General features: G+C 70.3%; 16 protein-coding genes. 8 read left to right on the top strand and 8 right to left on the bottom strand.

Annotated elements, in window-relative coordinates; genetic code table 11:
* Positions 1 to 56 precede the first annotated feature (56 nt).
* Together araA and araB are read right to left on the bottom strand one after the other, a co-directional pair.
* Positions 57 to 1,568, bottom strand: a complete 1,512-nt coding sequence (gene araA / locus M4D82_RS29460) for an L-arabinose isomerase (RefSeq protein WP_249770110.1) — start codon at positions 1,566 to 1,568, stop codon at positions 57 to 59.
* A 105-nt stretch (positions 1,569 to 1,673) separates the two neighbouring features.
* Complete coding sequence (gene araB, locus M4D82_RS29465) at positions 1,674 to 3,368, bottom strand: ribulokinase (protein ID WP_249770112.1); 1,695 nt, start codon at positions 3,366 to 3,368, stop codon at positions 1,674 to 1,676.
* A 478-nt stretch (positions 3,369 to 3,846) separates the two neighbouring features.
* On the opposite strand from araB, the gene M4D82_RS29470 reads away from it, so the two are divergent.
* From M4D82_RS29470 to M4D82_RS29490, 5 genes are all read left to right on the top strand, one after another.
* Positions 3,847 to 4,845, top strand: a complete 999-nt coding sequence (locus tag M4D82_RS29470) for an ABC transporter substrate-binding protein (RefSeq protein WP_249770114.1) — start codon at positions 3,847 to 3,849, stop codon at positions 4,843 to 4,845.
* A gap of 82 nt (positions 4,846 to 4,927) precedes the next feature.
* Positions 4,928 to 6,487, top strand: a complete 1,560-nt coding sequence (locus M4D82_RS29475) for a sugar ABC transporter ATP-binding protein (RefSeq protein WP_249770116.1) — start codon at positions 4,928 to 4,930, stop codon at positions 6,485 to 6,487.
* Positions 6,484 to 7,581 (top strand): ABC transporter permease, encoded by a 1,098-nt coding sequence (locus tag M4D82_RS29480; protein ID WP_249770118.1) that lies wholly within the window; start codon positions 6,484 to 6,486, stop codon positions 7,579 to 7,581. The genes M4D82_RS29475 and M4D82_RS29480 overlap by 4 nt, the downstream gene beginning before the upstream one ends.
* Entirely contained in the window at positions 7,578 to 8,600 is a 1,023-nt protein-coding gene (gene yjfF, locus M4D82_RS29485; RefSeq protein WP_249770120.1) for a galactofuranose ABC transporter, permease protein YjfF, read from the top strand. The genes M4D82_RS29480 and yjfF overlap by 4 nt, the downstream gene beginning before the upstream one ends.
* A gap of 53 nt (positions 8,601 to 8,653) precedes the next feature.
* Complete coding sequence (locus M4D82_RS29490) at positions 8,654 to 9,778, top strand: aldose epimerase family protein (protein WP_249770122.1); 1,125 nt, start codon at positions 8,654 to 8,656, stop codon at positions 9,776 to 9,778.
* A 90-nt stretch (positions 9,779 to 9,868) separates the two neighbouring features.
* Here M4D82_RS29490 and M4D82_RS29495 read toward each other — a convergent pair whose 3' ends face one another.
* Positions 9,869 to 10,945, bottom strand: coding sequence for a LacI family DNA-binding transcriptional regulator (locus M4D82_RS29495; protein WP_502989023.1), 1,077 nt, complete (start codon positions 10,943 to 10,945; stop codon positions 9,869 to 9,871).
* A 219-nt stretch (positions 10,946 to 11,164) separates the two neighbouring features.
* Between M4D82_RS29495 and araD the strand changes: the two genes are divergently transcribed.
* Positions 11,165 to 11,929 (top strand): L-ribulose-5-phosphate 4-epimerase AraD, encoded by a 765-nt coding sequence (gene araD / locus M4D82_RS29500; RefSeq protein ID WP_249770126.1) that lies wholly within the window; start codon positions 11,165 to 11,167, stop codon positions 11,927 to 11,929.
* A 142-nt stretch (positions 11,930 to 12,071) separates the two neighbouring features.
* Here the strand turns inward: araD and M4D82_RS29505 are convergent, their stop codons facing one another.
* From M4D82_RS29505 to M4D82_RS29520, 4 genes are all read right to left on the bottom strand, one after another.
* Positions 12,072 to 13,514: a GH1 family beta-glucosidase gene (locus M4D82_RS29505; RefSeq protein ID WP_249770128.1), complete on the bottom strand. Its 1,443-nt coding sequence runs from the start codon at positions 13,512 to 13,514 to the stop codon at positions 12,072 to 12,074.
* A 133-nt stretch (positions 13,515 to 13,647) separates the two neighbouring features.
* Positions 13,648 to 14,544 (bottom strand): carbohydrate ABC transporter permease, encoded by an 897-nt coding sequence (locus M4D82_RS29510; protein ID WP_249770130.1) that lies wholly within the window; start codon positions 14,542 to 14,544, stop codon positions 13,648 to 13,650.
* Positions 14,545 to 14,548: 4 nt separating this feature from the next.
* Positions 14,549 to 15,607, bottom strand: a complete 1,059-nt coding sequence (locus M4D82_RS29515; protein ID WP_249770132.1) for a carbohydrate ABC transporter permease — start codon at positions 15,605 to 15,607, stop codon at positions 14,549 to 14,551.
* A 106-nt stretch (positions 15,608 to 15,713) separates the two neighbouring features.
* On the bottom strand, positions 15,714 to 17,066 hold the full coding sequence (locus M4D82_RS29520; RefSeq protein ID WP_249770134.1) for an ABC transporter substrate-binding protein: 1,353 nt from the start codon (positions 17,064 to 17,066) through the stop codon (positions 15,714 to 15,716).
* 347 nt (positions 17,067 to 17,413) lie between these two features.
* On the opposite strand from M4D82_RS29520, the gene M4D82_RS29525 reads away from it, so the two are divergent.
* Positions 17,414 to 18,478: a LacI family DNA-binding transcriptional regulator gene (locus M4D82_RS29525; protein ID WP_249770136.1), complete on the top strand. Its 1,065-nt coding sequence runs from the start codon at positions 17,414 to 17,416 to the stop codon at positions 18,476 to 18,478.
* 124 nt (positions 18,479 to 18,602) lie between these two features.
* Here the strand turns inward: M4D82_RS29525 and M4D82_RS29530 are convergent, their stop codons facing one another.
* The gene (locus M4D82_RS29530) at positions 18,603 to 20,351 is read right to left on the bottom strand and encodes a glycoside hydrolase family 6 protein (protein WP_249770138.1); all 1,749 of its coding nucleotides are present in this window, start codon (positions 20,349 to 20,351) and stop codon (positions 18,603 to 18,605) included.
* A gap of 507 nt (positions 20,352 to 20,858) precedes the next feature.
* Here M4D82_RS29530 and M4D82_RS29535 point away from each other — a divergent pair.
* Complete coding sequence (locus M4D82_RS29535; protein WP_249770140.1) at positions 20,859 to 23,783, top strand: glycoside hydrolase family 48 protein; 2,925 nt, start codon at positions 20,859 to 20,861, stop codon at positions 23,781 to 23,783.
* The last annotated feature ends 83 nt before the right edge of the window (positions 23,784 to 23,866 follow it).

Below are 23,866 nucleotides of genomic sequence, written 5' to 3' on the forward strand. Positions count from 1 at the left end.
GTCGGGGGGCCGGTTCCCGCCAGTCGGCGGACGCACCCCGGCCGGACGTGGAGGGTTCACATGCCCTGTGCCAGCCGGTAGTACGCCTGGTTCCAGCGGAGGTCGCGCCGGAACTGCTTGGGGGTGGTGGTCTCGTTGATGAGGGCGAGTTCCAGGCGGAGCATTTCCGCCAGGTCGTCCAGGTGGTCCGAGGTGAGGGCGGTGCTGAGGACGGTGTGGTGTGGTCCTCCGGCCGTCAGCCAGGATTCGGTGGAGGTCCGCAGGTCGGGGCGGGGCCGCCAGACGGCGCGGGCCACGGGCAGGGCGGGCAGCGGGTGCGGTGGTGCCACCACGTCGATGTCGTTGGCGATCAGGCGGAAGCGGTCGCCGAGGTCGGCGAGACCGACCACCACGGCCGGGCCGGGGGCGGCGTCGAACACCAGCCGCACCGGGTCCTCCCGACCGCCGATGCCGAGCGGGTGGATCTCGCAACGGGGCCTGGCGGACGCGAGGGTGGGGCAGACCTCCAGCATGTGCGCTCCGAGGATCAGCTCGTTGCCGGGCGTCAGGTCGTAGGTGTAGTCCTCCATGAAGGAGGTGCCGCCCGGGAGGCCGGCGGCGGCCACCTTGAGGGCGCGCAGCAGTACGGCGGTCTTCCAGTCGCCCTCTCCGCCGAAGCCGTACCCCTGGGCCATGAGCCGCTGGACCGCGAGGCCGGGCAACTGGCGCAGTCCGCCCAGGTCCTCGAAGTTGGTGGTGAAGGCGCCGAAGCCACCCGCTTCGAGGAAGGTGCGCAGTCCGGCCTCGATGCGGGCCGCGTAGCGCAGCGAGTCGTGCCGTTCGCCTCCCGCGCGCAGTTCCGGCGCCGGCTCGTAGAGGTCCTCGTACTCCTTGACGAGAGAGGCCACCTGGGTTTCGTCCGCGCTGTCGACGACCTCCACCAGGTCGTTGACGCCGTAGGTGTTGACCGATACGCCGAAGCGCAACTGGGCCTCGACCTTGTCGCCCTCGGTGACGGCCACGTCGCGCATGTTGTCGCCGAAGCGGGCGACCTTGAGGGTGGCCAGCTCGGATCGCGCGGCGGCCGCCCGCGCCCAGATCACGAGGCGTGCGGTCGTCGCCGGGTCGCTGACGTGCCCGGCCACGGTCTTGCGAGGTACGCCCAGACGCGCCTGGATGTGTCCGAACTCGCGGTCCCCGTGCGCGGCTTGGTTGAGGTTCATGAAGTCCATGTCGATCGTGTCCCAGGGCAGGGCCATGTTCGACTGGGTGTGCAGGTGCAGCAACGGCTTGCGCAGCGCGTCCAGTCCGGCGATCCACATCTTGGCCGGCGAGAAGGTGTGCATCCAGGCGATGAGACCGATGCAGCGGTCGTCGGCGTTCGCGTCGAGGCACGTCCGGCGGATGGCGTCGGCGTCGGTCAGCACCGGCTTCCACACCACGCGGGCGGGAATTCCGGAGGCGTCGGCCAGCGTGCCGGCGATCTGCCGCGACTGTTCGGCGACCTGCTTCAGCGTCTCCTCCCCGTACAGGCCCTGGCTGCCGGTGAGGAACCAGATTTCCTGGGCGGGGGACGTGGGGCTGGGCACATGTACTCCTGAAGGTGACGTCCCGCGACGGTGGTGAGGTCGGCGGGCGGGCAGACGGGGGAGCGGGGTTGCGTGGTTCGCGAAGGAACAGCGGGGCCGTCGGGGTCAGCCGGCGGTGTGGGTCGCGTCGCGGATGTTCCGCAGGCGGTGCAGCAGTCCGCCGGCGCCGAAGTGGTCGTGCAGGAGCCGGTACTCCGCGAAGAGGGCGTCGTAGGCGTCGGCCCGGGAGGCGTCCGGCGTGTAGACGGCGGGCCGTCGGCGGCCCATGGCGGCGGTGGCCGTGCGCACGTCGGGGTGCGCGCCGGCGGCCACGGCGGCGTGGATGGCCGACCCGAGGGCGGGGCCCTGGTCGGACGCGGCGAGGGAGACGGGGCGGCGCAGCACGTCGGAGTAGATCTGCATCAGCAGTTCGTTCTTGGCCAGTCCGCCGGCGACGATGAACTCGTGCACCGGTACGCCGCCCGCCTCCAGGGCCTCCACGATGACGCGGGTGCCGAAGGCGGTGGCTTCGAGCAGCGCGCGGTAGACGTCCTCCGGGCGGGTCGCGAGGGTGAGCCCCACGATCACCCCGGAGAGGTGGTGGTCGACGAGGACCGAACGGTTGCCGTTCAGCCAGTCGAGGGCGACCAGTCCGTGGCCGCCGACCGGCTGTCCGGCGGCCTTCCGCGTCAGCAGGGTGTGCAGGTCCTCGCCGCGGTCGGCGGCCTCCGCGAGGTAGTCCGCCGGGACGCCTTGGTCCAGTACCCAGGCGAAGATGTCGCCGACCGCGCTCTGGCCGGCCTCGTAGCCGTAGGTTCCCTCGACGATCCCACCGTGGACGACACCGCAGATGCCGGGGACGTCGGCGAGGACGGGAGCGTTCACGACGTGGCAGGTGGAGGTGCCCATGATGGCGAGCAGTTGTCCGTCCTCGACGGCCTGGGCCGCCGCCGCGGTGACATGGGCGTCGACGTTGCCCGCGGCCACGGCGATGCCGGGGCGCAGCCCCGTCCAGGCCGCCGCCTCGGAACTGAGCGAGCCCACGCGTGAGCCCAGCGCGGAGAGGGGGAATGCGAGGCGGGTGCGTGCGAAGTCGGCGAACCCGGGGTTCAGCGCGGCCAGGTACTCCTCGCTCGGGTAGGCGCCGTCCTGGTGGATGCCCTTGTACCCGGCGGTGCAGGCGTTGCGGGACTCGGTTCCGGTGAGCTGCCACACGATCCAGTCGGCGGCCTCGATCCACCGCGCACAGCTCGCGTAGACGTGCGGATCCTCCTCCAGGACCTGGAGGGCCTTCGCGAACTGCCACTCGGCGGAGATCCGGCCGCCGTAGCGGGCGATCCACTTCTCCCCGCGGGCGTGGGCGAGTTCGTTGATCCGGTCGGCGTGAGCCTGGGCGGCGTGGTGCTTCCACAGCTTGGGCCACGCGTGCGGCCGTCCGGCGAGTTCGGTCTCGGCGAGGGGAGTCCCGTCGGCCAGCGTGGGCAGGACGGTGCACGCGGTGAAGTCGGTGGCGATGCCGATCACGGCGGCGGGATCGATGCCGGCCGCGGCCACGGCCTCCGGGACGGCGCGGCGCAGTACGTCCCGCCAGTCCTGGGGGTGCTGCAGGGCCCAGTCGGGAGGCAGTTGCGCACCGCCGTGCGGCAGGTACCGGTCGATGACGCCGTGCCGGTAGGCGTGGACGGCGGCGGCCAGCTCCTGACCGTCGCGCACCCGCACCACCACGGCGCGGCCCGACAGCGTGCCGAAGTCGACGCCGACCGTGTACTGCTCCGATTCCTCGGAGTGCGGGGTGGGCGCGGGGGGATGGGGTGACGTCAACGGAGTGCCTTTCGAAGGAGCCGTGAGAAGGAGCCCGGTGGACGGGGTCGGGGCCCGTGACACTGGCGGTCGGCCGGGTGGTCCCCTCGCAGTGTGAGCGCTAACAATGTCGATAGGCAAGGGGTGGGTGCGAGTCGTGCGTGAACTCGGCCGGCGCGGCGGGCTCCGTATACGTCGGACGTCCGGGTCGATCTGCCGTCGCTACGGCGCGGTGGAGGCTCCACCTGGGTCGTGGGGCGGGTGCGGCGCGAGCGGGCGGAGTCCCGCCGCGCTGTCGCCGCCCGACGCGGTAACGGAGAGGTAACGCGCGCAAGGGGGTTGAGTAACCGGCTTGTTAGCGCTCACAATGCGACAGCGGCGCCCCCACTCCGCCGCGCCGGCCGTCACGCGCCGCCGAACTTCCGGTACACGTCTCGGGCCGAACCCCGGCCCCCGGTCGTGCCGCGCCTCCTCCGTACGCCCCGAAAGGACACTCGACATGGCTCGCAGAGCAGCTCTCGTCCTCACCGCCGCCCTTCTCGCCTCCTCGGCGCTGACCGCCTGCTCGACCAAGAGCCCCGCCCCCGGAGCCTCCACGGGAGCCAAGGCGGGCTCCGGCGGCACGATCACGCTCGGCTTCGCCCAGGTCGGCGCGGAGAGCGGTTGGCGTACCGCCAACACCAAGTCCGTCCAGGAGGCGGCGAAGAAGGCCGGCATCACGCTCAAGTTCTCCGACGCGCAGCAGAAGCAGGAGAACCAGATCAAGGCGATCCGCAACTTCATCCAGCAGAAGGTCGACGTCATCGCCTTCTCGCCGGTCGTGGAGTCCGGTTGGGACACGGTGCTGAAGGAGGCCAAGGACGCGGGCATCCCGGTGATCCTCACCGACCGCGCCGTGGACACGAAGGACACCACCCTCTACAAGTCCTTCCTCGGCTCGGACTTCGTCAAGGAGGGCAAGTCGGCGGGTGAGTGGCTGACCGGCGCGTACGCGAACGAACAGGGCCCGGTCAACATCGTCGAGCTCCAGGGCACCACGGGCTCCGCACCCGCCAACGACCGCAAGGCCGGCTTCGCCGACGCCATCGGCGGCGACGGCAAGTTCAAGATCGTCGCCTCGCAGTCGGGCGACTTCACCCGCGCCAAGGGCAAGGAAGTCATGCAGGCGTTCCTGAAGTCCCAGAAGGACATCGACGTCCTCTACGCCCACAACGACGACATGGCCCTCGGAGCCATCCAGGCCATCGAGGAGTCCGGCAAGAAGCCCGGCACGGACATCAAGGTGATCTCGGTGGACGGCATCAAGGACGCCTTCGTCGCGATGACCGAGGGCAAGATCAACGTCGTGGTGGAGTGCAACCCGATGCTCGGGGAGCAGCTGATGGAGCTGACCAAGAAGGTCGCGGCAGGGGAGAGCGTGCCGGCCCGTGTCGAGACCCAGGAGGGTGTCTTCACGCAGGACAAGGCCGCGGCCGCGCTGCCGACCCGGACCTACTGACGCGGCAGGTTCCGGTGCCGGCGCAGACCGGCCCGGTCCCTTTCGAGCCCGCTCCACCACCCCGCCCACGAGAGGAGGCCGGATGGCATCCCCGTCCACCCCGCGGCCCACGGACGCCGGCGATCCGCGGCCGGTCCTGGAAGCCCAGGGCATCCGCAAGCAGTTCCCGGGCGTACTCGCCCTCGACGGAGTCGCCCTGCGGCTCTTCCCCGGTGAGGTGCACGCCCTGATGGGCGAGAACGGCGCCGGCAAGTCCACCTTGATCAAGGTGCTCACCGGTGTCCACCCCGCCGACGGCGGCACCATCCTGGTCGACGGCCGGGCCCACGCGTTCGCGGACCCCCTCCAGGCGCAGCAGGCCGGAATCAGCACCGTCTACCAGGAGGTCAACCTCTGCCCGAACATCTCGGTCGCCGAGAACATCCTCATCGGGCGCGAACCGCGCCGGTTCGGTCTCATCCACTGGTCCGCGATGCGGCAGCGGGCGGCGCGGCTGCTGACGGAACTGGACCTCGACCTGGACGTCACCGGTCTGCTCGGTTCGCACTCCCTGGCGGTGCAGCAACTGATCGCCATCGTGCGGGCGGTGGACGTCTCGGCGAAGGTGCTCGTGCTGGACGAACCCACCTCCAGCCTGGATCGCGAGGAGGTCGCCCAGCTCTTCACCCTGGTACGCCGCCTGCGGGACCGCGGTGTGGCCATCCTGTTCGTCACGCACTTCCTCGACCAGGTATTCGACCTCTGTGACCGCGTCACCATCCTGCGCAACGGCCGCCTGGAGGGCGAGTACCCCATCGGCGAACTCACTCCGGTGACCCTCGTGCAGCGCATGATCGGCGGCGAACTGGCCACCCTCGACCAGCTGTCCGGCCGGGCCCAGGAGGAAGCGGCCGAACGGGCGGCCGGAGAGCCGTTCCTGCGGGCACGGCAACTGACCCGGCTCGGCTCGATCGAACCGTACGACCTCGACATCCATGCCGGCGAGGTCATCGGACTGGCCGGGCTCCTGGGCTCGGGCCGCACCGAGGTGGCGCGCCTCCTGTTCGGCGCGGACAGCGCGGACGCCGGAGAGGTGAGCATCGAGGGCGAGAAGGTACTCCTGCGCACCCCCCGCCACGCCATCGCCCGGGGCATCGCGTTCTGCTCCGAGAACCGCAAGTCCGAGGGACTGGTGGGCGAACTCACGGTCCGGGAGAACATCATCCTCGCCCTGCAGGCCACCCGCGGCTGGACCAGGCCGCTGGCCCGCGCGAAACAGGACGAACTGGCACGGCACTGGATCGAAGCCCTGGACATCCGTCCCGCCGACCCCGAAGCGCAGGTACGCCACCTCAGCGGAGGCAACCAGCAGAAAGTCCTCCTCGCGCGGTGGCTGCTGACCGCACCCCGGCTCCTGATCCTCGACGAACCCACCCGGGGCATCGACATCGGAGCCAAGGCGGAGATCCAGAAACTCGTGGCCCGCCTGGCGGGCGAAGGCACCGCCGTGCTGTTCATCTCGGCGGAACTCGAAGAGGTCCTGCGCCTGAGCCACCACATCGCCGTGCTCCGTGACCACCGCATGGTCGCCACCCTCAAGAACGACGAAAGCGTCACGCCCGAACGCATCCTCACGACCATCGCCACCGGAGCGGACTCATGACCACCCAGCCCGCCACGTCCGAGGCGGCCGGCGGAACCGCGAGACGACTGGCCGGCCACCGCCTGCTGTGGCCGGCGCTCATCCTGCTCGCCCTACTCCTCGGCAACCTCGTCTTCCAGCACGACTTCTTCTCCGTCCGGGTACGCGACGGCCACCTCTACGGCAGCCTCATCGACATCCTCCAGTTCGGGGCGCCCCTCATCCTGGTGGCGCTCGGCATGACCCTCGTCATCGCCACCCGCGGCATCGACCTCTCGGTGGGTTCCACCGTCGCCATCGCCGGCGCCCTCGCCTGCGCGCACATCTCCACCGCCGCGGATCCCGGCAGCGTCACCACCATGCTCACGGCCGTCGCCCTCGCGCTCGGCGTCGCCCTCGTACTGGGCCTCGCCAACGGCTTCCTGGTGTCCGGACTGGGCGTGCAGCCCATCGTGGCCACCTTGATCCTCATGGTCGCGGGCCGAGGCGTGGCACAGCTGATCACCGACGGCCAGATCATCACGGTGACCAGCGCCCCCTACAAGATGATCGGCGGCGGCTACTGGCTGACCTTCCCGTTCGCCGTCCTCCTGGCGGCCGCCCTCGTCGCGCTCACCGCGTTCCTCACCCGCCGCAGCGCACTCGGCATGCTGATCGAGTCCGTAGGCGGCAACCCCGCCGCCAGCCGCCTGGTCGGCATCCGCGCCGGCGGTCTGCTCGCCTTGGTCTACGTGTTCAGCGCGCTGTGCGCCGCCGTCGCCGGGCTGATGATCAGTTCCAACGTCTCCAGCGCCGACGGCAACAACGCGGGCCTGTGGATCGAACTCGACGCGATCCTCGCCGTCGTCGTCGGAGGCACCGCCCTGACCGGCGGACGCTTCTCCCTCGGCGGCACCGTGCTGGGCGCCCTGATCATCCAAACCCTGTCCACCACCGTCTACACCCTCGGCGTCCCGCCCGAGACCACCCTCGTCTTCAAGGCCTTCGTCGTCATCGTCGTCTGCCTCGTGCAGTCCCCGGTCTTCCGGGCCAAGGTCCTGCGCCGCCGCAGGACCACCCCTCCCCGATCGCACACCGCGGCGGCCCCCGCCCAGCAGCAGGAGGTACGCGCATGAGTACCGGCATCGCGAGCGCCGCCGCGCGACTCACCCGTCCCTTCGCGACCGTCTCCCCGCGCACCCGCACTCGCATCCCACTGATCGTCACGGCCGTCCTGCTGGCCGTCATGTTCAGCGTCGGATCGATGCGCTACGAGGGCTTCCTCTCCGCGCAGGTCGTGCTGAACCTGCTGATCGACAACGGATTCCTCCTGGTCGTCGCGGTCGGCGCGACCTTCGTCATCCTCACCGGCGGCATCGATCTGTCCGTCGGCTCCATGGTGGCCCTGTCCACCATGCTCACCGCCTGGCTGGTCGAATCGCACGGATGGCCCCTGGCCACCGTCATTCCACTGGTCCTGCTGGTCGGCGCCGCGAGCGGGGCGCTCATGGGCTGGATCATCCACACCTTCGAGATCCAGCCGTTCATCGTCACGCTGGCCGGCATGTTCCTCGCCCGCGGGCTCTGCTACACGATCAGCACCGAATCCATCACGATCAGCGACCCCACCACGACGGGCATCGCGCAGACCCGGCTGTACGGCCCGGGGGGCCTGTTCGTCTCGATCCCGGTGGTCATCGCCCTGGCCGTGCTGGTGATCGCCTTCGTCGTACTGCACCACACGCGCTTCGGCCGCAACGTGTACGCGCTGGGCGGCAACGAGTCCTCCGCACGCCTGATGGGCCTTCCGGTGGGCTCCACCAAGATCGCCGTGTACGCCGTCAGCGGTCTGTGCTCCGCACTCGGCGGCCTGCTGCTGACCTTCTACATGCTCTCCGGCTACGCCCTCCACGCCATGGGCATGGAACTCGACGCGATCGCCGCCACCGTGATCGGCGGCACGCTGCTGACGGGCGGCTCCGGCTTCGTCCTGGGCACCGCCCTCGGCGTGCTCGTCCTCGGCATGATCCAGACGGTCGTCAACTTCCAGGGCACGCTCAGCTCCTGGTGGACCCGGATCGTCATCGGCGCCCTGCTGCTCGTGTTCATCGTGCTGCAACGCCTGATGAGCGGACGCCGCCCCGCCGCCGACTGACTCCGAGCTTCCCGGCACGCCCTCCGACGGACCGACTTCCAGGGAACACCGCCATGGAACACGCATATGAATCCACCCACCAGGCCGCCGAGCCCGCGCAGACCGCCGCCTGTCCGCGGGCGGGCCGTCCCCTGCGCCTGGCCGGTGAAGGAACGGGGGAGAGGTGGCGTTTCGGATTCCCCGGCCGGGCCCGCGCGGAGGTGAACACGCACGGCGCCCGCCTCCATTCCCTGACTCTGCCGGACCGCTGGGGCCACATCGCCGATGTGGTGCTCGCCGCCCGCGACCCCGCCGCCGTCGAGGGCCCCGCACGCTACTTCGGTGCCACGGTGGGCCGTTACGCCAACCGCATCGCGGGCGGCCGGCTCGTCGTCGACGGCGTCACCCACCGGCTCGCCACCCAGGAGACCGGGCACACGCTGCACGGCGGTCCCGACGGGTTCGACCAGCGCGTGTGGCGGTGCGAACCCTTCCACTCCGCGCACCGCACCGGTGTCCGCCTGTTCCTGCACAGCCCCGACGGTGATCAGGGATTCCCCGGTGCCCTCGACGTCCGCGTCACCTACACGCTGGACCGGGACGACAACCTGACCCTGTCGTACCAGGCGGTCGCCGACGCGCCGACGATTCTCAACCTCACCAACCACGCCTACTGGAACCTCGAAGGAGAGGGGCGTGGAAACGTGCTGTCCCATCACCTCCAGGTAGAGGCCCCCCTCTACACCCCCGTTGACGCCGAGCTGATCCCTGACGGCCCTCACCGCTCGGTCAGCGGCACGCCGTTCGACCTCCGCCGGCCCCGGCGGCTCTCCGACGTCCTGACCCATACGGACGCGCAACTGGCTCTCGCCGGCGGCGGCTTCGACCACAACTGGGTCCTCGACGGCGCCCGGCGAGCCACTCCTCGGAAAGCCGCCGTACTGTACGCACCCGCATCCGGGCGCCGTATGGAGGTGCGCACCACGGAACCGGGCATCCAGGTCTACACCGCCCAAGGCCTGACCGGTGACATCACGGGCAAAGGTGGTGGGCCGTACCGTGCCTACGCGGGGGTCGCGCTGGAAACCCAGCACTTCCCGGACTCCCCGAACCGCCCCGACTACCCGACGGTCCTCCTGCGCCCGGGTGAGCTGTACCGGTCCACCACGATCCACAGTTTCACCACGGCCACCGCCTGAGAGGGGCGGCGGCGGCCGTGTCCACCGTCCGGGCAACGCCACCCCCGGGGAGAGGGAAGTCTCCGGGCGGTGGCGGTCATGCGCCGGCGGTCATGCGCCGGGGGGAGCGCTCCTGCGGGCCGTACTGGCGCGCACGATGAGCTCGGGCGCCACCACCAGGTGCGTCGACTCGTCGGTACGGCCTTCGATGTGGTCCAGGAGCAGTCCGATGCTGTCGCGGCCGATCGAGGCGAAGTCCTGACGGATCGTCGTCAGCGGGGGTGGGAAGAACTCCGCCTCGGGGATGTCGTCGAAGCCGGCCACCGCCACGTCCTCCGGCGTGCGCAGGCCCGCTTCCCGCAGGGCCCTCAGGACACCGAGGGCCATCTGGTCGTTGGCGACGAACACCGCGGTGAGGCCCGCTGCCTGCCCTCGTGACGCCCGGACCCGACCCGCGAGCTGCTGACCGGCCTGGTATCCCGACAGCGGACTCCAGTCGCCGCGCAGCAGGGGTGGCACCTCGGCGCCGGCATCGCGCAGCGCTTCCTCCCACCCCTGCGTGCGGGCCTCGCTCTCCAGCCAGTCGGGAGGGCCCGCGACGTGCCACACGGTGGAGTGGCCCGAGGCGAGGAGATGTTCCGTGATCATGCGAGCGCCGAGGTTCTGGTCCAGCGACACCCCTGGCAGGTCCAGCGTGTGGCCGCCTTCCACGGTGACCACCGGGCACGGTGCTTCCAAGGCCGCCAGGGCCCTCACCGCGTCGCGCTGGGGAGTGACGGCGACGATCCCCTCCACGCCCCACCCCGCGAGGTGCTGCATGGCTTCGGCGAGGGCTGTCCGCGTGGCGGTCCGCAGCGTGACGGCGGACGTCAGGTACCCGCGGTCCCGAGCTGCCTCCTGCACTCCCGCCACGGTGCTGGCCGGCCCGTGCAGCGTGGTGTTCACCGCGATGACGCCGAGCGTGTGGGTCCGGCGAGTGGCCAGTGCACGGGCTGCCGAGTTGCGGCGGTACCCCAGCTGCTCGATGACCTGGGTCACCGCGGCCCGGGTCTTGGCGCTGACGTTCGGGTGGTCGCTGAGCACGCGTGAAACGGTCTGGTGGGACACGCCGGCGACGCGTGCGACGTCCGTCATCGTGGGCGCTCGCGAGACGTCTGGGAGCTGGGTCAACTCTCTTCCTTTCCTCATCGAGCGGCCTTCCCTCACGGTACCGAACCGGCCGCGGCCCGCACACATCGCGGACCGGTCGGGAGATCGTCGGCCGGCTATCGATGTTTGCGTTCACATTATGCAGCGCTGACGGCGCCTTGTGGGGAGGAATCTTCTCGTAGCTCTTGAGATTGTTGCTTGTTAGCGCTCACAATTTGATCGGACAGTCCAGCATGTCGGAGAGACGGTGAGAGCGTAGTGAGCGTGACCCTCCTCAAGGACCTCCGTCGCGAGGTCCTCGCGGCCAATCTGCGCATCCCGCAGGCCGGTCTGGCGACCCTCACCTGGGGAAACGTCAGCGGAGTGGACCGGGACGCCGGCGTCTTCGTCATCAAGCCGTCCGGGGTCTCCTACGCCGACCTCACCGAGGAGGACCTGGTGGCGGTGGCGCTGGAGGACGGGCGGGTCGTCGACGGACACCTCAGGCCGTCCACCGACACCGAAACCCATCGGTGCCTCTACCGGGCCTTCCCCGCCATCGGCGGCGTGACCCACACGCACTCGACGCACGCCGTCGCCTTCGCCCAGGCCCGCCGCCCGATCCCCGTGCTCGGCACGACACACGCCGACACCTTCAACGGGCCCGTCCCCGTGACGGCGGACCTCACCGCCGAGCAGTGCGCGCGGGACTACGAGTACAACACCGGACAGGTGATCGTCGCCCGGCTCGACGGCGATCCCCGCCGGGCCGACGAGGTCCCCGGAGCGCTCGTATCACGGCACGGCCCCTTCACCTGGGGCGCCACCGCGAAGGCCGCGCTGGAGAACGCCATCGTTTGCGAGGCCGTGGCGGAGATGGCGCTGCACACGCTGGCGCTGGGGTCCCGCCTCGGGGACACCTCCGAACCACCGAGGCATCTGCTGGAGCGGCACTTCACCCGCAAGCACGGACCGGACGCCTATTACGGCAACACCCCTCACCCCCGAGGCGCCCGAGGCGCCGGCCGCCTCGGCGACGCGTGATCCGCACGGGCGCTCCGGCGGCCGTGCGCGTTCAGTGCCGCCGATGACAGCATCGCGGCGGCTCCACCCGGTCTCCCGGGTGGAGCCGCCGCGATATCCACCGACGGAACCCGTCCACCGCGGATCGGCCGGCTTCCCCGGGCTACGCGTTGCCGGGAGCGCGCAGCTCTCCCGTCCGGGCCAGGCGGGAGTACCAGCGCGCGCTCGATTTGGGTGTGCGCTTCAGGGTGTCGTAGTCGACGTGGATGGCGCCGAACCGTTTGGCGTAGCCGTACGCCCACTCGAAGTTGTCGAGCAGCGACCACAGGAAGTAGCCGCGCACGTCCGCCCCGTCCGTGATCGCCCGGTGCACGGCGTCGAGGTGCGCGTGGATGTAGGCGGCGCGCTGCGGGTCGTGGACCGTGCCGTCCCGCCCGACCTCGTCCTCGTACGCCGCGCCGTTCTCGCTGATGACCAGCGGCAGGCCCGGATAGCGGGCGGCGGTGCGCGTGAGCAGGTCGTAGAGCGCGCTCGGGTCGACCGGCCAGCCCATCGCGGTGCGTTCGCCCGGGGCGCGGTGGAAGGCGACCTCGTCCGCGCCCGGCCAGGGGGAGTGCTCGCTGTTGCCGTGACCGTCGTCCTGCGGCCGTGCCGCGCCCTTCGCGACGTGCGAAACCACCGTCGGCGTGTAGTAGTTGACGGCCAGCAGGTCCAGCGGCTGGTGGATCGCAGCGGTGTCGCCGTCCCTGACGAAGGTCCAGTCGGTCAGGTGCGCGGTGTCGGCGAGGAGGTCCTCGGGGTAGGCGCCCTCCAGCATCGGGCCCAGCCAGATCCGGTTGCCCACGGCGTCGATGCGGCGCGCCGCTTCCCGGTCCTCGGCCGAAGGGCTCAGCGGGCGGATCTCGTGGAGGTTGAGGGAGACCGCGAGTTGAGCGTCCGCGGGCAGGGCGGACCGCAGCGCCTGGACGGCGAGGCCGTGGCCGAGGTTGAGGTGGTGGGCGGCACGGAGGGCGGCGACCGGATCGGTGCGGCCCGGAGCGTGGACGCCGGAAGCGTAGCCGAGGAACGCGCTGCACCAAGGCTCGTTGAGCGTGATCCAGCGCTTGACCCGGTCTCCGAGGGCGTCGGCGACGAGGGCCGCGTACTCGGCGAACCGCTCGGCCGTCGAGCGTTCCGGCCAACCTCCCGCGTCCTCCAGGTCCTGGGGCAGGTCCCAGTGGTAGAGGGTGAGGGCGGGGTCGATGCCGGCGGTGAGCAGTTCGTCGACGAGCCGTCGGTAGAAGTCCAGGCCCTTCTGGACGGCGGGTCCCCGGCCGGTCGGCTGCACGCGTGACCAGGAGACGGAGAACCGGTAGGCGCTCAGGCCGAGTTCGGACATGAGTCGGACGTCCTCGGAATACCGGTGGTAGTGGTCCACCGCCACGTCGCCGGTATGGCCCTCGAAGACCTTGCCGGGCGTGTGCGAGAAGGTGTCCCAGATGGAGGGGGTCCGGCCGTCCTCGCGGGCGGCGCCCTCGATCTGGTACGCGGCCGTGGCCGTGCCCCACAGGAAATCGGGCGGGAAGGTGCGGGTGGCGGCGAGTGGCCGGGTCTCGGACGCGGTCATGGAAGAGCGCTCCCAACGCAGGTTCGGATGAAATCGTGCCGGATGAAGCCCGCATCGGAAGGACACGGTGCGGTGCCGGAAGGCGGTGCGCGAACAGACCGACCGGGTCGGCCGTTCCTCGACGAACGGCGCGTCAGTTCTTGACGGCGCCGGCGGTGATGCCGCCCACGACGTGCTTGCCGAGTACGGCGAAGACCAGGAGCAGCGGCAGCGTGGAGATGAGTGCGCCGGTCAGTACGACGGCCTGGTCGACGGTGTGATTGCCCGCGCCGAGGCCGGCCAGGGCGACCTGGAGAGTGGGGTTGCCGTCGGGGGTCAGTGCGATGAAGGGCCAGAAGAAGTCGTTCCAGGCCTGGACGAAGACGAGCATGCCGAGGACCGCCATCGCGGGCCGTGCCACGGGGAACACCACGTGCCAGATGATGCGCAGGCTGTGCGCCCCGTCCATCCTGGCCGCCTCCACGAGTTCTGTGGGGAGTGCCTCGATGAGGTACTGACGCATGAAGAACACGCCGAAGGCGGCGACCAGCGAGGGCAGGACGACCGACTGGAGCTGGTCGACCCAGCCGAGGTCGGTGATGATCTGGTACAGCGGGATCACGCTGAGCTGCGGCGGGATCGTCATGGTGGCCACCACGAGCGCCAGCAGGGCGCCGCGGCCCCTGAAGGGCAGCTTGGCGAAGGCGAAGCCGGCCAGGGTGGAGAACAGGACGGTGGACAGGGACACGAGCCCGGCCACGATCGTCGTGTTGACCAGCGCCTCGCCCATGTCGACCTGGTTCCAGGCGAAGGAGAGGTTGTCGAGGAGCCGGGGTCCGGGCAGGAGCGGGGCCGGGGCCTCCACCACGCGCTCGCCCGAATGGGAGGCGGCGACGAGGTTCCAGTACAGCGGGAAGAGGGAGACGAGGGCGGCCAGGCCGAGCAGGACGTAGGTCAGCGGCCCCGCGTGGTGCTGACGGCCGGCCGACGGGCGAAGACGCCTGGTGCGCGACGCCGCGGCGGGGGGCGTCGTGTCGAGTGTGCGGGCCATGAGGTCAGCTCCCGGCCTTCGTACGTTGGTTGCGGTTGCGGTTGCGGTTGCGGTTGCGGTTGCGGTTCGATCGGGAGATCAGGGCCTGGATCCCGCCGATGATCAGAAGGAGCAGGAGCATGACCCAGGCGATGGCGGAGGCCTGGCCCAGCGCGCCGGTGACCCAGCCCTTCTCGTACATGAGCAGGCTCAGGGTCTGGAACTGGTTCCCGCTGCCGCCGCTGATGCCGACGCTGCCGCCGAAGAGCATCGGCTCGCCGAAGAGCTGGGTGGCGCCGATGGTGGAGACGACGACGGTGAAGAGGATCGTCGGCCGGATGGAGGGGATGGTGACGCTGAGGAACTGCCGCAGTCGCGACGCCCCGTCCAGCGCTGCGGCCTCGTAGAGGTCCCGCGGTACGGCCTGCATCGCCGCCAGGTAGATGAGCGCGTTGTAGCCCGTCCAGCGCCACGTGACGATCACCGAGATCGCGATCTGCGCGGGCCACTTGGAGGACTCCCAGGAGACCGGGTCGAAGCCCAGCCAGCCGAGCACCGTGTTGATCAGACCGTAGTCGGTGTTGAAGAGCTGGGCGAAGACGAGCGTCGCGGCCGCGATGGAGGTGGCGTACGGGGCGAGGACGGCTACGCGGAAGAAGCCCCGGCCGCGAAGTTTGTAGTTGAGCAGATGAGCCAGGCAGAGCGCCATCAGCAGCTGGGGGACGGTCGAGATCACACCGATGGTGAAGGTGTTGGCGAGGGCGTTCCAGAAGAACTCGCTGGTCGCCAGCGCGCTGTAGTTCCCCATTCCCCTCCACTGCGCGCTGCCCCCGAGTTCGACCCGGTGGAGCGAGAGCCAGCCCGTGTAGATCAGGGGAAAGAGGCCGAAGGCCGCGAAGGTGAGGAAGAAGGGAGCGATGAAGACGTACGGGACCGCCTTCAGATCGAGGCGGTAGAGCGTGCTGCGCCAAGCGCTCCGGCCGGAGGGCCGCTGCCTGTGGGAGCCGGGGCCGGCGCCGGCGCCCGGGGCTTGTGCGGCGGGCGGCGCGGAGCCGTCGCCCGCCGCCCGTACGGAGGTGGCCACGGGGGGCTTCCTTCCAGGTCGATGCGTGCGGTGATGCGGTGGTGCGACGATCGACGGCCCGCCTCACCCGAGGGAGGCAACGGGTGGCGGCGGGCCGTCACACCCCCTACTGGTCGATCTTGTCGTCCACCAGCTTCTTGACGTTCTCCCAGGCCTTCGCCGGGTCGGTGCCGCGCTGCTCGATGTCGAGGATGCCGTTGTCGGTGAGGAAGGTCTTCACCTGGCCGTCCCAGCGGCTGATCGGGGCGGGCGTGATCCCGGCCGCGGCCTGCGAGTAGATCTTGCCGATCGGGGTGTCGCCGAAGTACGGCATCGTGGCGCCCTGAACCGCCGGGGAGGCGAGCGTGTCCTTGGAGGAGGGGATGTTGCCGTTCACCCCGAAGACCTTGGCGTGCTGGGCCGGGGCGGTGAGCCACGCGGCGAGCTCGGCCGCCTCCTTGGCGTGCTTGCCCGACTTCGGCACGGCGAGGAAGGAGCCGCCCCAGTTCCCGGCGACGGGCGGCGCGGCGATGTCCCACTTCCCCTGGTTCTCCGGGCCCGCCTGGTCCTTGATGATGCCCGTCATCCAGCTGGGGCAGGCGACGGTGGCGAACTTCGAGTTCTTGAAGGCCGCGTTCCAGGTGCCCTTCTCGTCGAACTGGCGCAGCTTCGCGGTCAGTTCGCCCTTGGCGGCCGTGACGGCGGTGTCCCAGGCCTTCTTCACGCCCGTGCTGTTCTCGTAGTCCAGCTCGCCCTTGGCGTTGGCGTACTGGACGGCCTCGCTGGAGATCACGGCGTTGAACAGGCCGCCGGCGGAGTCGTGGAAGGCGGTGCCGGCCGGGGCGTTCTTCCTGTACGTCTCACCGGCCGCTATGAACTTCGCCCAGTCGCCCGCCCAGAGCGCGGAGACCTCGGCGCGATCGGTCGGCAGCTTGGCCTGGGCGAAGAGGTCCTTGTTGTAGCAGATGGCCATCGGGCCGATGTCCGTGCCGAGGCCGATGACCTTGCCGTCGGCCGTGGTGGCCTGCTTGACCTTCCAGTCGAGGAACGCGCCGAGGTCCGCGCCGCCCGTCTTGCCCAGGTCGACCCACTTGTCCGCCATCGCGGGGCCGGTCGCCTCGGCGATGTAGCCCACCTCAAGGGCCTGGATGTCCGCGAGACCGCTGTCGCGGGAGAGGCGCAGCTTGAGCGTGTCCCAGTACTTCTGGCCGTCCGCGACGTTCGACTCTTCGATCTTGATGTTCGGGTGCGTCTTCATGTACTCGGCGTAGAGCTTGGCCCCGGTCGCGTCGTCGTAGCCGAAGGAACCGAAGGTACCGATCCGCAGCGTGATCTGCTCGCCGCCGGCCGCCCCGTCGCCCTTGCCGTTGTCGCTGTCACCGCCGCAGCCGGTGAGCAGGGCCGTGCCGGTCGACACCACGGCGACCACGCTGAGCACGGTGCGGCGTCCGCGTCCGCGTCTGCTGCTGGAAGTACGCATTCCACTCTCCTCGTCCAAGGTGCTGCTCGTGGTCCGCCATGGGGGACCGGCGGGCTGTTCGCGGCTCGGCCAGGGGCCCGCCCGGACCTGTTGTGAAAGCCGTTGTCGCACCCATGGATGGGAGCGCTCCCACGTCGTTGCCGGAAGGTTGCTGCCTGGCGGGTGTGGGTGTCAAGAGATGAACGCGAATTCAACTGGAAGGCGGGCGTGGCGGGTTCGAGGAATCAAGCGTAGTGTGGGAGCGCTCCCACACGGTTCTACGGCGTAACGTGTGCCGCGCGACGCGGTCGGGGTCCATCATCTTGCCTGGTTCACCGGATCGGTCGGCCGGGCCGGCGCGGAGTGCGATGCACGAGGGGAGTTCGAGGGGCGTGAGCGGACGGCGCAACGGCAGGCCCACCCTGGAGGAGGTCGCGGCCCTGGCCGGCGTCGGCCGGGGCACGGTGTCGCGGGTGATCAACGGTTCGCCGAGGGTGAGCGAGCAGGCCAGGGACGCGGTCGCCCGCGCCGTCGCCGAGCTGGGGTACGTGCCCAACCAGGCGGCCAGGGCCCTGGCCGGCAGCCGGACCGACGCGGTGGCCCTCGTGATCCCGGAGACCGAGGCCAGAGTGTTCTCGGAGCCGTACTTCCTCGATCTGATCCGCGGGGTCAGCGCCGAACTCGCCGAGGCGGACAAACAGCTGCTGCTCACCCTGGTCCGCACGGAGGCGGAGCGGCAGCGCTTCGAGCACTACCTGGCCGCCCGACGGGTCGACGGCGTACTGCTGGCATCCGTCCACGGGGACGACCCGCTGCCCGACCGGATCGCGGAGCTGGGGCTGCCCGTCGTCATGAACGGCCGCCGCTCCGAGGCCGAACCCGTCGCCTACGTGGACTCCGACAACATCGGCGCCGGCCGGGCGGCCGTGGCCCACCTCGCGGGGCGGGGCCGGAGCCGGATCGCCACCATCAGCGGGCCGCTGGACATGTACGTGGCCCGCGCGCGCCTGGGCGGCTACCGTGCGGGGCTCGCCGAGGCCGGCATCGCGCCCGACGAGTCGCTGGTGGCGACCGCGGACTTCACCGAGGAGGGCGGCCGACGGGCGATGCGCGAGCTTCTGGAGCGTGCGCCCGGCCTGGACGCGGTCTTCTCCGCCTCCGACGTGATGGCGGCAGGGGCGCGCGGGGTGCTGCGGGAGGCCGGGCGGCGGATCCCCGAGGACGTCGCCCTCGTAGGGGTGGACGACTCCGCGGTGGCCCGTCTGATGGACCCGCCTCTGACGAGCGTGCGCCAGCCGATCGAGGAGATGGGCCGCACGATGACCCGGCTGCTGCTCCAGAAGGTCGCGGAGGATCCCGGAGCCGGTCCTGCGGCGGGCGGGGAGCAGCGGCGGGTCCTTCCCACGGAGCTGATCGTGCGGCATTCCTCCTGAGCGGTGCCAGGCCCGAGCTGATTCTGGGGGTGCTGGGGCTGCCGAGGCCTGAGTGCGGCACGGCCCGGAGCCGTGCGGAATCGAGGCGGTTCCGTACGGCTCCGGGTCCTTCACCGGCGGTGTGTCACAGTGCCGGGTGGGCGTTCTTCATGAGCTCCTGGAACTGGGCGGAGAACCACTGTCCGGCGAGCGGCGCGTCCGGGAGCGAGCCCGACATGCTGTTGCCGTTGCGTACGTTGCCCGTGTACGTGGGGTCGCACATCCGGTCGAAGCCCTTGCCCTCGTTGTTCGGGATCTCCTTGCTGGCGCCGTCAGACTCGCCCGGCGGCTTGATCCACACGTAGGCGTCGATGCCCGCCGCGGGGGCGGCCTGGGGCCGTTCGCCGAGTCCGGCGCCCGACTGGTTGCACCAGTTGCCGAGGTGGATGCGCCGGTCGTAGCGGCCGCCGTTGACGTACGTGTCCACGCTGGTCAGCGCTCCGGGTCCGGTGGGCCGGGCCGCGCCGCCCCAGCCGTTGCGGGAGGTGTCGATCAGCATGCCGATCTTCGCGTCGAAGCCCAGCGACACCAGCTTGGTCCGCATGGCCTGGGCGTACGACAACTCGTCCGTGTAGCGGTTCCAGTCGACCCACTTCGACTGGCGTACGGGGGTGCCGTTCACGGAGTCCTCGATCTTGAAGTGGTCCTCCTTGAGGGCGCTGTAGTTGGCCGTGTTTACGATGAAGCCGTGCACGTGGGAGAGCGTGGAGCCCTCGGCCGTTGCCGCTTGCTTGAACATCTCCGCGGAGGCGCCGAAGTTGTCGTCCCAGCCGAGCCAGCCGTGGTGGCCCGCGTCCACGTAGTTGTAGACGTTGGCGATCGAACCCAGCTTGTTCAGGGCGTAGCCGACGCCCTTGACGTAGTTGCCGTTGGTCTTCATCACATCGCAGTTGGCGGTGGCCGTCGGGCGTCCGGAGACGTTGGTGACCAGGTTCGGAAGCGAGTCGATCTCGACGGTCGTGACGATCCGCAGTCCCGCGTACTTGGGGTCGGCGAGGGTCGCGGCGATCGGGTCGATGTACTGCGTCTTGTACTTGTCGATCTCGGTCGGGCCCAGTTCGCCGTTGGAGGCGAGCGCGGAGCAGTCCCGGCCGGGCAGGTTGTAGATCACCAGCTGGACGACGAGTTCGCCGCTGCCCTTCTGGGCCAGGGCCGCGTCCAGGTGGTCGCGCAGACCCATCTTGCCGCTCGTGCCGGTGACCAGGGCGATGCGGTCAAGCCAGACGGCGGTGGGCTGGTTGGACACCCTGCTGCCGCCCGGTTCGGCGGCGGCATGTGCGGACCACTCGGGGTTCACGTACATCTTGGCGCCGGCGTAGGGGTTGTCGACCTTGCCGCCGGGTGACGGAGGGGTGGTCGGCGGCGTCGTGGGCGGTGTTGTCGGGGGAGTGGTCGGGGGCTGGGTCGGGTCGGTGGCGCCGTTGCAGGTGACGCCGTTGAGCTTGAACGTCACCGGGACGGCGTTCGTGCCGGTGTGCGAACCGTTGAAGCCGAAGGACGTCGAACCGCCCGTGGCCAGCGCCCCGTTGTAGGACATGCTCTTCGCGGTTACCGCGGCCCCGGACTGGGTGATGGTGGCGTTCCAGCCCTGGGTGACCTGCTGGCCGTTCGCGTAGGACCATTCCAGGGTCCAGGCGGCGACAGGGTCACCGGTGTTGGTGACGATCACGTTCGCGCCGAACCCGTTGTTCCACTGGTTGGGGATCTGGTATTCGACCTTGCAGCCCGCGGGGGCGGCGCCGGCGGGGGTACCGAACACGGTGGCGGTGGCGCCGGCGGCCGTGACGAGACTCAGGGCTGCCAAGAGTGCGGTGCGGGGGATGGTGCGGCTCATGTCGTGGGATGCCTCTCAGTCGAGGGTGCGCGGGCGTCGCGCAGCCCGGTGCCGAATGCGGTGAGTGCCGTTGTGCGCAGAGGTGCGGTCGTACGGAGCGGGTGCAGTCGTACGGAGCGGGTGCGGTCGTCGGAACCGGGCCGTGGCGCGGTCGAAGAGTGAGTGTCCGCAGGTGTGCTCGCCGCTCTCGCCCGCGACCGGGGGCCCGATCCGCGACCGAGGCGAGGGTGGGGGAATCGGTGAGCCACTGGCTCGGGTCGGTGCAGGCTGCGCCCTCGGCGCGCCGACTGATGGAACCGCTCCCACTGGTTGGGGCCAGACCGTAGTGGCAACTGTCGTCAAGGAAAAGGGGAGTTGAGCAAATTTCTCGCAGATTGCTTTCGACTCTTCACACGTCTTGACGCCGTCACGCCGCCTCTGCACAGTGGGAGCGCTCCCACTGGTCGGAGCTCGTGCGTAATCGTTCTTCCGTTCCCGTCTCCCCGAGTCGCGAGGAGAACTATCCGCATGTCGGCACATCCCCCACCCAGACCGCATGTCCGGCGCAGGCTGCTGACCGCCTCGGCCGTGGCCGCCTCGCTGTCCCTCCCCCTCGGTCTCACGGCCGTCGGTGCCGGCACCGCCGCAGCCGCGGCCGTGCAGTGCAGCGTCGACTACAAGACCAACGACTGGGGCTCGGGCTTCACCGCCGAGCTCACCCTCACCAACCGGTCCGCGACCGCACTCGACGACTGGACCCTGACCTACGACCACTCCGGCAACCAGCGGCTGACCAACGGCTGGAACGGCACCTGGACCCAGTCCGGCAAGAGCGTCCGCGTCGCGGCGCCGGACTGGAACAAGACCGTCGCCGCCGGCGCGGCCGTCACCGCCGGAGCCCAGTTCTCCTACAGCGGGACCAACGCCGCCCCCACCTCTTTCGCCGTCAACGGCACCCCGTGCGCCGGGGTTCACCAGCCCCCGGTCGCCGTCCTGACCAGCCCCACCGCAGGCGCCGTCTACACGGCGGGCACTCCCGTCCCGCTCGCCGCCACCGCCGCCGCGGCCGACGGCGCCACCGTCGCCAAGGTCGAGTTCTACAGCGACACCACGCTCCTGGGCACGGACACCACGGCACCCTTCACCCTGGATGCCACCGGCCTCGCCGCTGGTGCCCACTCCCTCTACGCCAAGGCCTACGACAGCCTCGCCGCCTCCGCCGAGTCGGCCCCCGTCGGCATCACGGTCGCCGCCGGCCCCGCGCTCGTCGCCAGCCCCGCACAGCTCTCCGTACGCCGGGGGGAGACCGGTACCTTCGACCTGAAGCTGTCCAAGCAGCCCACCGCGAACGTCGTGGTGGGAGTGGCCCGCACGTCGGGCAACACCGACCTCACCGCGACGCCCGCCTCGCTCACCTTCACCCCGGCGAACTGGAACACCGCCCAGAAGGTGACGGTCACCGCCGGGTCCACCGGCAGCGGCTCCGCCGTCTTCACCGCGACCGCCCCGGGCCACGCGAAGGCCGAGGTCACGGTCTTCGAGCCGGCCGCCGACTCGACCTACGACGCTCGCTTCCTCGACCTCCACGGTAAGATCACCAACCCGGCGAGCGGCTACTTCTCGCCCGAGGGCATTCCGTACCACTCCGTCGAGACGCTGATCGTGGAGGCCCCGGACCACGGGCACGAGACGACCTCGGAGGCGTACAGCTACCTGATCTGGCTGCAGGCCATGTACGGGAAGATCACCGGGGACTGGACCAAGTTCAACGGCGCGTGGGAGATCATGGAGAAGTTCATGATCCCCACCCATGCCGACCAGCCGACGACCGGCTCGTACAACGCCTCCAAGCCGGCCACCTACGCCCCCGAGCACGACCTTCCCTCGCAGTATCCGGCCAGGCTCGACGGGGGAGTCGCCGCCGGCGCGGACCCGATCGCCGGCGAGCTGAAGAGCGCGTACGGCACGGACGACATCTACGGCATGCACTGGCTCCAGGACGTCGACAACGTCTACGGCTACGGCAACGAGCCCGGAAAGTGCTCCGCCGGACCGACCGCGACCGGACCTTCGTACATCAACACCTTCCAGCGCGGGCCCCAGGAATCGGTCTGGGAGACCGTTCCGCACCCCACCTGCGACAACTTCACCTTCGGTGGCAAGAACGGCTACCTCGACCTCTTCACCGGGGACTCCTCCTACGCCAAGCAGTGGAAGTTCACCAATGCCCCGGACGCCGATGCGCGTGCCATCCAGGCCGCCTACTGGGCCGACCTGTGGGCCAAGGAGCAGGGCAAGGGAAACCAGGTCACGGCGACCGTCGCCAAGGCGGCCAGGATGGGCGACTACCTGCGGTACTCCATGTTCGACAAGTACTTCAAGAAGGCCGGGAACTGTGTCGGCCCGACCGCCTGCCCCGCCGGCACCGGCAAGGACAGCGCGCACTACCTGATGTCCTGGTACTACGCCTGGGGCGGCGCCGCCGACACCTCGGCCGGCTGGTCCTGGCGGATCGGCTCCAGCCACGCGCACAGCGGTTACCAGAACCCCCTCGCCGCCTACGCGCTCAGCGAGTACGCCCCGCTGAAGCCCAAGTCGCCGACGGGCGCCGCGGACTGGGCGACCAGCCTCGACCGGCAGCTGGAGTTCTACCGATGGCTCCAGTCCGACGAGGGCGCCATCGCGGGCGGCGCCACCAACAGCTGGCAGGGGCGCTACGCACAGCCCCCGGCCGGGACCCCCACCTTCCACGGGCTGTTCTACGACGAGAAGCCGGTCTACCACGACCCTGCGTCCAACCAGTGGTTCGGCTTCCAGGCCTGGTCCATGGAGCGGGTCGCCGAGCTCTACCAGCAGACGGGTGACGCCGGCGCCAAGACGCTGCTCGACAAGTGGGTCGGCTGGGCCCTGTCGAAGACGACGATCAACCCCGACGGCACCTACCGCATCCCCTCCACCCTCAGGTGGTCCGGAGCCCCCGACACCTGGAACGCGTCGGCTCCCGGCGCCAACACCGGCCTGCACGTCACCGTCGTCGACTACACCGACGACGTGGGCGTGGCCGCCGCGTACGCCAAGACCCTGACCTACTACGCCGCGAAGTCCGGGAACGCCGAGGCCAAGCGGGTCGCCAAGGCCCTCCTCGACGGTATGTGGGCCCACCACCAGGACCCGCTGGGCGTCAGCGTCCAGGAGACGCGGACCGACTACAACCGATTCGACGACCCGGTGCACGTGCCCGGCGCGTGGACCGGCAGGATGCCGAACGGCGACACGGTGAACTCCTCGTCCACCTTCGCCTCGATCCGTACCTTCTACAAGGACGACCCGGCCTGGCCGAAGGTCGAGGCCTACCTCGCGGGCGGCGCCGCGCCCGTCTTCACGTACCACCGGTTCTGGGCCCAGGCGGACATCGCCCTGGCCATGGGCTCGTACGCGGAGCTGCTGGAGTAACGGCCCGCCCCGCCCGGAGCACAGCTCCGCGTACGACGAGGCCGGGCAGTCCGTGAGGACCTGCCCGGCCTCCGAGCGGTTCG

It is taken from the genome of Streptomyces sp. RerS4 (assembly GCF_023515955.1).
Classification (GTDB): Bacteria; Actinomycetota; Actinomycetes; order Streptomycetales; family Streptomycetaceae; genus Streptomyces.